Origin of the sequence: Micromonospora sp. C97, from assembly GCF_018070385.1 — a bacterium.
Taxonomy (GTDB): Bacteria; Actinomycetota; Actinomycetes; order Mycobacteriales; family Micromonosporaceae; genus Micromonospora; species Micromonospora parva.
Genome location: NZ_JAGPXU010000022.1, coordinates 1 through 12174 on the forward strand (window position 1 = coordinate 1; position 12174 = coordinate 12174).

11 protein-coding genes are annotated in these 12174 nt (G+C 71.5%); 6 read left to right on the top strand and 5 right to left on the bottom strand.

The window, feature by feature from the left end; all coding sequences use genetic code 11:
* Window positions 1–90 precede the first annotated feature (90 nt).
* Window positions 91–915 (bottom strand): MBL fold metallo-hydrolase, encoded by an 825-nt coding sequence (locus KBX26_RS23770; RefSeq protein ID WP_210858953.1) that lies wholly within the window; start codon window positions 913–915, stop codon window positions 91–93.
* A gap of 137 nt (window positions 916–1052) precedes the next feature.
* Between KBX26_RS23770 and KBX26_RS23775 the strand changes: the two genes are divergently transcribed.
* On the top strand, window positions 1053–2270 hold the full coding sequence (locus tag KBX26_RS23775; RefSeq protein WP_030337461.1) for an NADP-dependent isocitrate dehydrogenase: 1218 nt from the start codon (window positions 1053–1055) through the stop codon (window positions 2268–2270).
* A gap of 314 nt (window positions 2271–2584) precedes the next feature.
* Here KBX26_RS23775 and galT read toward each other — a convergent pair whose 3' ends face one another.
* The 4 genes from galT to KBX26_RS23795 form a co-directional block, all read right to left on the bottom strand.
* The gene (gene galT, locus KBX26_RS23780) at window positions 2585–3661 is read right to left on the bottom strand and encodes a galactose-1-phosphate uridylyltransferase (protein WP_210858955.1); all 1077 of its coding nucleotides are present in this window, start codon (window positions 3659–3661) and stop codon (window positions 2585–2587) included.
* A 12-nt stretch (window positions 3662–3673) separates the two neighbouring features.
* The gene (locus tag KBX26_RS23785; protein WP_210858957.1) at window positions 3674–4483 is read right to left on the bottom strand and encodes a DeoR/GlpR family DNA-binding transcription regulator; all 810 of its coding nucleotides are present in this window, start codon (window positions 4481–4483) and stop codon (window positions 3674–3676) included.
* Between the two features lie 112 nt (window positions 4484–4595).
* Entirely contained in the window at window positions 4596–6125 is a 1530-nt protein-coding gene (cysC, locus tag KBX26_RS23790) for an adenylyl-sulfate kinase (protein WP_210866469.1), read from the bottom strand.
* Between the two features lie 88 nt (window positions 6126–6213).
* Window positions 6214–7728 (bottom strand): glycosyltransferase family 2 protein, encoded by a 1515-nt coding sequence (locus tag KBX26_RS23795; RefSeq protein WP_210858959.1) that lies wholly within the window; start codon window positions 7726–7728, stop codon window positions 6214–6216.
* A gap of 237 nt (window positions 7729–7965) precedes the next feature.
* Between KBX26_RS23795 and KBX26_RS23800 the strand changes: the two genes are divergently transcribed.
* The 5 genes from KBX26_RS23800 to KBX26_RS23820 all read left to right on the top strand — a co-directional run bounded on the left by KBX26_RS23800 (window position 7966) and on the right by KBX26_RS23820 (window position 12138).
* Window positions 7966–8880 carry an ABC transporter ATP-binding protein gene (locus KBX26_RS23800; protein WP_030337468.1) on the top strand — a complete coding sequence of 305 codons (915 nt, stop codon included), beginning with the start codon at window positions 7966–7968 and terminating at the stop codon, window positions 8878–8880.
* Complete coding sequence (locus tag KBX26_RS23805; RefSeq protein WP_051708851.1) at window positions 8873–9778, top strand: ABC transporter permease; 906 nt, start codon at window positions 8873–8875, stop codon at window positions 9776–9778. The genes KBX26_RS23800 and KBX26_RS23805 overlap by 8 nt, the downstream gene beginning before the upstream one ends.
* Window positions 9778–10689, top strand: coding sequence for an ABC transporter ATP-binding protein (locus tag KBX26_RS23810; RefSeq protein ID WP_210866470.1), 912 nt, complete (start codon window positions 9778–9780; stop codon window positions 10687–10689). Before KBX26_RS23805 ends, KBX26_RS23810 begins: the two co-directional genes overlap by 1 nt.
* Window positions 10690–11400: an ABC transporter permease subunit gene (locus KBX26_RS23815; protein WP_030337472.1), complete on the top strand. Its 711-nt coding sequence runs from the start codon at window positions 10690–10692 to the stop codon at window positions 11398–11400.
* Between the two features lie 93 nt (window positions 11401–11493).
* A complete protein-coding gene (locus tag KBX26_RS23820; protein WP_210861554.1) occupies window positions 11494–12138 on the top strand; it encodes a hypothetical protein in 645 nt (214 codons plus the stop codon).
* Window positions 12139–12174 lie beyond the last annotated feature (36 nt).

Genomic DNA, 12174 nt, shown 5'->3' on the forward strand with positions numbered 1-12174 from the left:
CACCCCACCCCACCCCACCCCCTCCGGTCGATCATGGGGTTAGCGGCAGGCGTGGAGATCGAAAACCCCGCCAACCTCATGATCAACCGATCAGAGGGTGGGGTCGGCGGTGGGCAGGGGGTGAAGGGTGAAGGGGGTGGCCAGGTGGGGGGTGGCCAGGAGGGTGGGGTTCGCCGTGGCCAGGGCGGTCTGGCGGGAGCGGCGGGCTTGTTCCTGGTCCACCTCGTGGGCGTACGCCAGGTCGGGATCGACCAGCTGCACCATGTGCACCAGCAGGTCGCCGGTGAACAGCATCCGCTCGTCGGCTGCGGTCAGCAGCACCGACTGGTGGCCAGGGGTGTGGCCGGGGGTGGGCAGCAGACGTACCGCCGGGGTGAGGGTGGTCTCGCCGTCGACCACCCGGAGCTGGCCGGCGGCGCGCAACGGCCCGATCACGCCGGCCGGCAGCCCCGGGTTCAGCGTCTCCGCCGCGTCGACTTCGGCCCGTTGCACCAGGTAGCTCGCGTTCGGGAAGTACGGCCGCCCCGGCGTGCCGGTGACCGCCCAGCCGATGTGGTCGCTGTGCAGATGGGTCAGCACTACCGTGTCGACGTCGGCCGGGTCGATGCCGGCGGCGGCCAGCTCGGCGGGCATCCGGCCGGGCACCGGCGCCCAGCTCGCGGCGAGGGAGTCCGACGGCCCGATGCCGGCGTCGACGAGCGTCACCGGCCCGTCGTCGACCCGGATCGCGAAGCTGCGGAACGGCAGCCACCACTGCCCGTCGGCGGTCACCGAGCCGGGGTCGCGTCGGTCGGCCTCCGCCCAGTGAGCGGCCGTGGCCTGCGGAAACGCGTCCGCGCGAGGCTGGAAGAACTGACCCTCACCGTCGGTGAGCGCAGTGACCGTGATAGACCCGAGGGTGCGGTTCAGTGGCATCGGACGATGATTCCAGGGCATTCCTGTTCCGCGCAGTCCGGTTCCGCCGGCCGGTCGAGGCCGGCTGGGGGCTGCCGGTCCAATTGCAGTACGCTCGTACTGCTTGAGCACGTGTCCCCCGAGAGGAGCGCCGGCCGATGGCGAAGATCAAGGTAAACAACCCGGTCGTAGAACTCGACGGCGACGAGATGACCCGGATCATCTGGAAGCAGATCCGGGAGCAGCTGATCCTGCCCTACCTCGACGTCGACCTGCACTACTACGACCTGTCGATCCAGCACCGCGACGAGACCGACGACCAGGTCACGATCGACGCCGCCAACGCCATCAAGGAGCACGGCGTCGGCGTCAAGTGCGCGACCATCACCCCGGACGAGGCCCGGGTCGAGGAGTTCGGCCTGAAGAAGATGTGGCGGTCGCCCAACGGCACCATCCGCAACATCCTCGGCGGCGTCGTCTTCCGTGAGCCGATCATCATGTCCAACGTGCCGCGGCTGGTCCCCGGCTGGACCAAGCCGATCATCATCGGCCGGCACGCCCACGGTGACCAGTACAAGGCCACCGACTTCGTCGTCCCCGGCCCGGGCACGGTGACCATCACCTACACCCCGGCCGACGGCGGCACGCCGATGGAGATGGAGGTCGCCAACTTCCCCGGCGGCGGCATCGCCATGGGCATGTACAACTACGACGAGTCGATCCGGGACTTCGCCCGCGCCTCGTTCCGGTACGGCCTGGACCGCAACTACCCGGTCTACATGTCGACCAAGAACACCATCCTCAAGGCGTACGACGGCCGCTTCAAGGACATCTTCGCCGAGGTGTTCGAGGCGGAGTTCAAGGCCGAGTTCGACGCCGCCGGCCTCACCTACGAGCACCGGCTCATCGACGACATGGTCGCCGCCGCGCTCAAGTGGGAGGGCGGCTATGTCTGGGCCTGCAAGAACTACGACGGTGACGTGCAGTCCGACACCGTGGCGCAGGGCTTCGGCTCGCTGGGTCTGATGACCTCCGTCCTGCTCTCCCCGGACGGCCGTACCGTCGAGGCCGAGGCCGCGCACGGCACTGTCACCCGGCACTACCGGCAGTACCAGAAGGGCGAGAAGACCTCGACCAACCCGATCGCGTCGATCTACGCCTGGACCCGGGGCCTGGCCCACCGGGGCAAGCTGGACGGCACGCCGGCGGTCACCGAGTTCGCCAACACGCTGGAGCAGGTCATCGTCGACACCGTCGAGGGTGGCCAGATGACCAAGGACCTCGCGCTGCTCATCTCGCGCGACGCCCCGTGGCTGACCACCGACGAGTTCATGAACGCTCTCGACGAGAACCTGGCCCGCAAGCTCGCCGCCTGATCCGGGCGTACCGCGTCATCGGAGCCCGCCGGCACCCTGCCGGCGGGCTCCGGTGTGTCCGGGGCCGCCACGCCGGCCGGCGTCACTGCTGCCGGCGCGCCTCGTTGACCAGGATGGACGAGATGCCAGTCGCGTCCAGGAAGGTTGACCACGGTCGACCCGCGGCACCGTGCGCCGATCAGCCAGCCTTCCCGGCTGTGCCGTGCACAGCCAGCCGTCCCTTCCCTGCGGGGGGCCCTGTCCCGGGCCCCCCGCGCCCTGTTTCCCGCAACGTCGGCCCGGCCGTGCTCAGCCAACGGCCACAGCGGGCCCGCTCAGGCGGCACGCAGCAGGTCGGCGGCGCGTTCCGGGGCGATGTCGTTGATGAAGACGCCCATCCCGGACTCGGAGCCCGCCAGGAACTTCAGCTTGTCGGTGGCCCGCCGGATGCTGAACAGCTGCAGGTGCAGGTAACCCAACTCGCGATCGATCCGTACCGGGGCCTGGTGCCAGGCCGAGATGTACGGCATCGGCATGTCGAACAGGCCGTCGAAGCGGCGCAGCAGATCCAGGTAGAGCGGACCGAACGACTCCCGCTCGCTGTCGCTGAGCGCCGGGATGTCCGGCAGCACCCGGTGCGGCGCGACGTGCACCTCGAACGGCCAGCGGGCGGCCGCCGGGACGTACGCCGTCCAGTGTTCGTTCTCGGCGACCACCCGGTCACCGGTGGCCCGCTCGGCGGCCAGCACGTCCGCGTACAGGTTGCCCCCGCCGGTCCGCTCGGCGTGCCGGCGGGCCGCGGCCAGCATCGCGCGGGTGCGCGGCGTCACGAAGGGGTACGCGTAGATCTGCCCGTGCGGGTGGTGCAGCGTGACACCGATCTCGACGCCCCGGTTCTCGAAGCAGAAGACCTGCTCGACGCCGGGCAGCGCGCCGAGCGCCTCGGTGCGGTCGGCGAGCGCGTCCAACACGGTGCGGACCCGGCGCGGCGGCAGGCTGGCGAAGGACGCGTTGTGGTCGGAGGTGAAGCAGACCACCTCGCACCGGCCGACGCCCGGCCGGACCGGTGTGAACGGGGTGATCTCCCCGGGCTCCTCGGCCACCCGACCGCTCAGCGACGGAAACCGGTTCTCGAAGACCACCACGTCGTAGTCGGGTGCGGGGATCTCGGTCAGCCGGTCGCCCACCGACGGGTCGAGCGGGCACTCGTTCGCCGGTGGGAGGAAGGTGCGGGTCTGCCGGTGCACGGCGACCGCCACCCACTCGTCGGTCAGCGGGTCGTAGCGCAGTTGCGACGCGGGGGGAGGCGGTGGCAGGTCCCGGCGGTCCGGCTGGTCGCGGACCGCGTCGTCGCGCTCGTCGAAGTAGATCAGCTCCCGGCCGTCGGCCAGGTCGATCGCGGTGCGCTTCACGGCGCCGTCCCCTCAGTTGTCGGCGTGCGCGTCACGCGGCCCGCCCCCTGTCGCCTTCACCATGATCAGTTCGCCCACCCGTTCGTCGAGTACCCGCCGTGCGGCTGGGGGCAACCGGTCGTCGCTGACCAGTACGTGGGCCGCCGCCAACTCGACGATCGAGGAGATGCCCACGGTGCCCCACTTGGTGTGGTCGGCGAGCACCACCAGTTGGTCCGCCGCGGCCACCAGCGCCCGGTCGGTCTCCGCCTCCATCAGGTTCGGGGTGGTGAAGCCGGCCCGCTCGGTGATGCCGTGCACGCCCAGGAAGAGCAGATCCAGGTGCAGTGACCGGACGGCCCGCACCGCGAGTGGGCCGACCAGCGCGTCCGACGGTGTGCGTACCCCGCCGGTGAGCACCACCGTCTGGTCCGGACGACCGCCCGCGTGCATGATCTCGGCCACCGGCAGCGAGTTCGTCACGACGGTCAGCTCGGGGACGTCCACCAGCCGGCGGGCCAGCTCGGCGGTGGTGGTGCCGGCGGAGAGCGCGACCGCCGCGCCGGGCCGGACCAGTTGGGCGGCCCGATCGGCGATGGCCGCCTTCTCCGGCAGTTGGCGGACCGACTTGGCGCGGAAGCCCGGCTCGTCGGTCGCGCTCGGCCCGGTCGTGGTGGCACCGCCGTGCACCTTGGCCAGCAGGCCGCGCTCGTGCAGCGCGTCCAGGTCACGCCGGATGGTCATGTCGGACACGCCGAACTCGCCGGCCAGCTCGCTGACCCGGACGCCGCCGGTCGAGCGGACCCGCTCCAGGATGGCCGCCTGCCGCTGCTGAGCGAGCATCCGCCGTGCCTCCCCGGGGTCCACGTACCCTCACGCGGTCAAACGTGTTCCAACAAAGATGAACACTAGCGCGTGCCGGTCAGCGGCGGAAGAAACGGGGTACGGCGACGCCTCAGGTGGACGGGATGGTCAGCTCCACCCAACCGGTCTCGGTCAGATGGTGCAGCACCGCCTGAACCGCGTCCGCCACGCTCACGTCACTGGTGTCGAGAACCAGATCCGCGTCGGTCGGCTCCTCGTACGGGTCGTCGATGCCGGTCATCCCGGTGAGCAGGCCGGCCCGCGTCCGCGCGTACAGGCCCTTGCGGTCCCTGCGCTCGCACACCTCCAGCGGAGTGGCCACGTGCACCAGCACGAAACCCGCCCCGGCGGCGAGAGCCATCTCCCGGGCGGTGGCGCGGGCCGCCGCGTACGGGGCGATCGGGCAGCAGATGCTCACCCCACGGTGCCGGGCGATCTCGGCGGCCACCCAGCCGATCCGCCGGACGTTGAGGTCCCGGTCGGCCTTGCTGAAACTCAACCCGGCCGAGAGCTCCCGGCGCACCACGTCCCCGTCGAGCAGGGTCACCGTCCGGTCGCCGCTCTCCCGCAACGCGTCCGCCAGCCCCCGGGCGACAGTCGACTTGCCGGAGCCGGAGAGGCCGGTCAGGAAGACCACCAGCCCTCGCTGCCGGCGCGGCGGCCGGGCCCGGGCCAACTCCCGCGCCACAGCGGGCGGCGTGTGCCACTCCGGCAGCGGGAAACCCCTGTCGAGCAGGTCGTCGATCTCCGCCTGGGTCAGCGCGAGCCGGCGGTTGCGCGGTGGGATGTCCTCCCGCCACCGCCACTGCCCGTCCCGGTTGTCGTAGGCGAGTTCGCGGGGCACCAGCACCCGCAGCCCGGCGCCCGAGAGCATCTCCCCGGTGGAGAGCAGGTGGGTGACCCCGTACGCGGCGGAGACCCGGGCGCGCAGCAACGCGTCGCTGATCTCCTCGTTGCGGTGCGACAGCGGCACCGCGACCAGCGTGGCGGGCGGCATCCGGTCGCGGGCGGCGAAGATCGTACGGACCAGCGCCTCCGGTGGGAGCCCACCGACGCCGCCCTCACCGACCGGGATCATCACGAGCAGATGAGCGGCCAGGGTGCGGGCGGCATGGGCGATCTGGGCGAGCTGCGGACGATGCAACGGCCGATCGGCGATCACCCCGAGCACCCGGCCCGGGGGCAGCAGCGCGCGGACCTCCTCCGGGTCACGACGCAGCCGCTGGAACGGGCCGTGCCCACCGTCGCCCAGTCGTCGGACCTGGCCGCCCACCCCCGCCACACCCTCGCGGATCGGCCAGACGTCGGCCACGTCCAGGGCCGCAGCCGGGGCACCCTCCCCGTCGGTCAGCACGAGCGCCCGGCGGGCCGGGTCGCGCGGATCGAAGCTCTGCGCCAGCGCGGTCGGCACCTGGAGAACCACCGCCACCTGCCACGGGGTGCCGTCGGCCAGCCGGCCGCGCCGGCTCACCGAGACCAGGTCGGCGCGGGTCATGAAGCCGGTCAGCGGGGCGTACGCGCCGGTCAGCAGCAGCTCCAGATCCGCGAGCTCACCGGGACGTGGCGTGTACGCCGGCGCGTCCCGTAGCACGTCGTCGGGCAGCACCCAGCCGTTGCTCATTCACGCTCCCCACTCGCTGACCGGCACACAGTTTCGCAGCCGACCGCCGATCGGTCGAGGGTGCCACTCCAAGACCCCCGCCGCCGGGTCAGCGTTTGATCCGCCGGCCCACCGCCGACCGCAGCCGGTTCCACACCTTCCGCTCGTCGCGGATGCGCGGTCGCGAGCCGTCGGCCCGGCAGATGAACACCAGCGGCAGTCGCGCGTCCTCGGTCCAGCCCACGTTGGTGATCCGGGCCTTGAGCAGCCAGCTACCCCGCGTCCGGCCACCGTTGAGGGCGGCGAAGTCGATGGTGGCGGTGGCCCGGTGCACCAGGTGGACCGTGTCCGCCGCTGTCGTACCGGTGATCCGTTCGGTCTCGAAGGTGTTCGGCAGGAAGATCTCGGCGCCGGTCTCCCGGTGGCGGGCCACCAGGTCCAGGCGGGCCTTGCGCACCTGCGCGGTCGCGTCGAGCACCTCGGGCTCGATCTCCTCCATCGGCAGCATCAGCACGTCGCGGTCACCGTCGGCACGAAAGCTGACCGGCTGGTCCGCGGAGCGCAGCTCGGCGGCGACGGTCACCGTGACGGCGTGGTCGGCGCGCCGAAGCTCACCGACGGTGCCGTGGGCGCCGATGCCCGCCTCCCAGTGGGCAAGCCTGCGCAGGTCCGCGACCCGGCCCCGCTCCGCCAGGTACGCCATCGCCCGGAGCATCGGCGGCAGCCCACCGGCGACGCCAGGGGCGAAGCGGTCCTGCATGATCTTCTGGACCTCCAGCGCGACCTGCTCCACCCATGCCTCAGGGGCGTTCAGCAGCCGCTTGCCGCGCAGCCGGCTGAGCATCTCGTTGCGCAGCCAGCGCCGGTGCAGCCGGTCCCGCAGCGCACCCGGCTCGGTGTGGGCGTCCACCACGTCCAGCGCCTCCCGCACGCTGGCGTAGTAGCTCGACGGGTCCAGCGGGGCCGCGGTGACGTTGCGTGCGTCGCCCCGTTGAACGTGGTGGTAGCAGATGTAGTCGGACAACACGGAGGTCCGCCGGGACAGGAAGTAGGCCCGGACCACCAGCGAATGATCCTCCAGCCGACGCTTGCCGCCCTCCGGGAACCGCAGACCGTGCTCGTTGAGGAACGACCGCCGGAACAGCTTGTGGCAGGTCAGACTGTCGATCAGAGGTGAGTTGCCGAGCGTCGCGTCGAAGCGGTTCTTCCGGAACAGCTCCCGCGGCACGGGCCGGCCGTACCCGGCCATCTTCCCGATCACGATGTCGGCGTCGTTCGCCTTCGCGCAGGCGTACAGCCGCTCCAACGCCTCGTCGGCGAACCAGTCGTCGTCGTCGGCGAAGAAGACGTACTCGCCGCGGGCCTGCTCGATGCCGAGGTTGCGCGGACGCGACGGCCAGCCGGAGTTCTCGATGTGCAGCACAGTGACGTGTCGGTGCTCAGCGGCCAGCCGATCCAGCCGCTCGGCCGTCTCGTCGGTCGAGCCGTCGTCGACGAAGATCATCTCGAACTCGTCGGCGGGCAGTGACTGGCGCAGCAGTGAGGCGACGAGCTTCTCGATGTGCGGGCCGCAGTTGTACGCCGGCACCACGACGCTCACCTTCGGGACGCCCACCTCGGCCATCAGGATCCCTCCCGCGTCGTCGGTCGATCGCCAGGCGGATCGATGCCCGGTGAACGAGAGGTGAATGGTGTCACCTCGGATGGGTCTTTCCGGAAGCGGGGTCCGACCGAACGCGGGACCGGCGAAAACGCCGCGAGAGCCCGCCGCGGACCTTAGGGGGCCGGCCGGGAAAGGATCAGGGGAGCGCCGGGGGCGTGCCGGTGTCCATGCTGGGCATCGACTCCCTACGCTGGGCGCGTGACACTGATCGCGACCCAGTCGCTCACCAAGACGTACGGAGGTCGGGTCACCGCGTTGGCCGACCTCACCGTCGCCGTCGAGCCCGGGATCATCGGCCTGGTGGGCGCGAACGGCGCCGGCAAATCCACCTTGATCAAGATCCTGCTCGGCCTGATCGCACCAACCAGCGGCCAGGTCTCGGTGCTGGGCATCGACCCGACCGCGGACCCGGCGGCCGTCCGCAACCGGGTCGGTTACATGCCGGAGCACGACTGCCTCCCACCGGACCTGTCCGCCGCCGAGCTGGTCACCCACCTCGGCCGGATGAGCGGCCTGCCCCGCACCGCGGCCCGCGAGCGGGCCTCGGAGGCGCTGCGGCACGTGGGGCTCTATGAGGAGCGCTACCGGCCGGTCGGTGGCTACTCGACCGGCATGAAGCAGCGCGTCAAGCTGGCCCAGGCGCTCGTGCACGACCCCGACCTGCTGTTGCTCGACGAGCCGACGAACGGTCTGGACCCGGCCGGCCGCGACGCCATGCTGGCCCTGGTGCACCGGATCGGCACCGAGTTCGGCATCTCCGTCCTGGTCTGCTCACACCTCCTCGGCGAGGTCGAGCGGATCTGCGACACGCTGATCGCCATCGACGGTGGCCGGTTGCTGCGCGCCGACAACATCTCCGCGATGACCACGGCCACCGACGTGCTCGCCGTTGAGGTCAGTGAGGGCACCGAGGAGCTCGCCGCCCGACTCGCCGAGCTGAAGCTGCCGGTCGCCCGGGACGGGCGGCTGCTCCTCGTGCCGCTCGCCGACGACGGCACCTACGACCTGATCCTCGGCGCGGTCGCCGACCTCGACCTGCCACTGCACCGACTCGACCAGCGCCGGCACCGGGTGGCCGAACTCTTCGCCACGAGGGAGCTCACTCATGCCTGAGCCGTCCACCACCACCGCCCGGCAGACGCCGACCGGAGTCATCCACGACATCGGCTACCAGCGCTACGAGGGCCCGAGGCTGGGCCGTCGGCAGGTCTTCGGCGCGCTCTACCTGCACGGTCTGCGCACCGCGTTCGGGTTCGGGCGCAGCGCCAAGGCCAAGATCTTCCCGTGGCTGGTGGTCGGCATCGTCACCCTGGTCGCGGTGGCCCTGGCCGCCATCCGTAGCCAGATCGGCGAGCCGGTCGCCACGTACGCCCAGTTCGCCGACTCGATGAGCTGGCTGGTCATCTTCTTCGTCGCGGTCGTCGCCCCGGAGCTGGTCTCCCGCGATCTGCGCAGCGGTGTACTGCCGCTGTACTTCTCCCGGCCGCTGCCGCGCAGCGACTACGCGTTGGCCAAGCTGCTGGCGCTGGCCACCGCGCTCTGGCTGCTGCTCGGCGGACCGCAGCTGCTGATGTTCCTGGGCGCCGCGTTCACCACCAAGCAGGGCATGCGCGGGGTGTGGAACGAGTTGCTCGACCTGCTGCCCGGGCTGCTCTACGCCGGCCTGTGGGCGGTGGTCTTCGCCTCGGTCGGCCTGCTCGTCGCGTCGCTGACCGGCAAGCGTGCCTTCGCCGCCGGCGGTGTGGTCGCGGTCTTTCTGATGACCACCCCGATCGTGGGCGTGCTGAGCATCCTGCCGTCGCGCGCCGCCAACGAACTGGCCGGGCTCGCCTCCCCGTCCACGCTGGTGCAGGGGGTGGGCATCTGGTCGCTCGGTGACCTGCTCGTCGAAGGTGACCAGGGCGGCCCGTCCATCGGCGGGTTCGGCCCGGTCTACGCCCTGGCCGCGGTGCTGCTGGTCGCCGGCGCGACCGCTCTGCTGCTGGCCCGCTACCGGAAGGTCGCCTCCTGATGAGCACGCTGAGCCTGACCGGGGTGTCCCGGTGGTACGGCAACGTGGTCGCCGTCAACGACATCAGCATGGCCCTGGGGCCGGGCGTGACCGGGCTGCTCGGCCCGAACGGCGCCGGCAAGACCACGCTGCTGCACATGATGGCCGGGTTCCTCGCCCCGTCGCGCGGCACTGTCACCCTCGACGACGAGCCGACCTGGCGCAACCCCGACGTCTACCGGCGGTTGGGGCTGGTCAGCGAACGGGAAGCGGTGCAGGGCTTCCTGACCGCGTACGAGTTCGTGCTGGCCAGCGCGAAGCTGCACCGGCTGCCCGACCCCGCGGCCGCGGCCCGACGGGCGATCGATCTGGTGGAGCTGGAATCGGCGCAGGACCGCCGGATCGGCACGTACTCCAAGGGCATGCGCCAGCGCGCCCGAGTGGCCGCCGCACTGGTGCACGACCCGCAGGTGCTGCTGCTCGACGAGCCGTTCAACGGCATGGACCCCCGCCAGCGGCTGCACATGATGCAGCTGCTGCACACCCTGGGCGACGCCGGCCGGACGATCCTGTTCAGCTCGCACATCCTGGAGGAGGTCGAGCAGGTCTCCGGAACGGTGCAGGTGATGGTGGCCGGCCGGTTGGCAGCCTCCGGCGACTTCCGGACCATCCGCCGGTTGATGACCAACCGCCCGCACGTCTTCGCGGTGCGCTCCACCGACGACCGGGCGTTGGCCGTCGCGCTGATCGCCGAGGCGTCGGTGAGCGGGGTCGAGTTGGAACCGACCGGCCTGACCGTGCGGGCCGGTGACTACGGCGCGTTCACCCGGGCGCTACCCCGGATCGCCCTGAGCAAGGGCATCCGGGTGCGGCAACTGGTGCCGTCCGACGAATCCCTGGAGAGCGTCTTCTCCTACCTGGTGGAGGCATAGATGTCCACGGTTACCTGGATCACCGCGCGCGGGTTGTTCGGCCGACGTCGGTTCCTGCTGCTGTTGCCGCTGCCGTTGGTGCTGCTCGGCCTGGCCGTGCTCTGTCGGTCGCTGGGGGTGGACCCGCGCGAGTGGGGGCCGCCGGTGCTCGTCGGTCTCGGGCTCGCCGTGGTGCTACCGGTGGTCGCGCTGATCATCGGCACGGGCGTGCTGGGCGCCGAGATCGACGACGGCACCGTGGTGCACATCCTGACCAAGCCGCTGCCGCGCTGGCAGATCGTGCTGCCGAAGCTCGCGGTGGCCGCCGGGGTCACCGCGGTCACCGTGGCGGTGCCGCTCTACGTCGCGGGCGTGCTCGCCAGTTCGGTACGCCTCGGTCTGGCGCTGGCCGCCGCGGCGGCGCTCGGCGCGCTGGCGTACTCGGCGTTCTTCCTCGCGCTCAGCCTGGTCACCAGGCGGCCGGTGCTCCTCGGCCTGGTCTACGTGCTGATCTGGGAGGGTCTGCTGGGCAACTTCGTCAGCGGCACCAAGGTGCTCTCCATCCAGCAGTACGTGATCGCCCTCGCCGACCGGATCGCCCCCACCGGGCTGTTGGAGGCGAGCGTGTCGGTGTCGGTGGCGTCGGTGATGACCGCGCTGGTCAGCGTCGGCTTCACAGTGCTCGCCATCGACCGCCTGCGCTCGTTCAGCGTGGCCGGCGAGACGAGTTGACAGCGGTGCGAGCTGCTGTTCCGGCCAGCCCCCGCCCGGCGGTAGGGCTGGCCGGATGGACCGGTCGGGCCCGCTCGGGTCAGGCTGACGGGCGTGAGCGTCGAAGCGGAGCGGACGTCGTTGGCTGAGCCGTACTCCCGGAGCAGCCGGCCGTGGCTGACCAGCCTGGCCGTCGCCGGGCTGGCCTGTGCCACGGTCGCCACGGCGGCCCAGGGCAGCGGCCAGTTCCACTGGTGGGCCGTGTTCATCCTGATTCCGGCCGCGTTGATCGCGGCCAGCGGTGGGCCGTTGCTGGCCCGCGGGGGTGGCCGGTCCTTCGCCGGGTACGTGCTGGCCTGCGTCGGCACGATCGTCTTCGCGGTCGGCGCGCTGCTGATGTTCGGCGTGATGGGGCGGGGCTGGCCGCTGCTGGTGGTGCTGCCCTGCCTGGCCGTCGCCGGCACCTACGGCTGGCGGGCGGCTCACCCGCTGGCCCGCGGCCTGCACCGGGCGGTCGCCCTGCTCGCGCTGACCGGCGCGCTGCTCGGCCTGACCCTGCAACTGATCCGGGTGGATCTGATCCACCTCAAGACCGGCTGGTGGGGCGCCTTCCTGATGTTGGCCGGGGCGATCGTGCTGGGCAACGCGGGGGAGCTGACCCGGCACCGGATGCCGTACCGACTCCAGGCGATCACCCTGCTGGTGGGGCCCTCCGTGGTCGCGTTCCTGCTCGGGCTGCGGTTCCTGCGCGGCTGGTGACCCGACGGTCCGCCGCCGCCCGGACGGGCGGCGGCG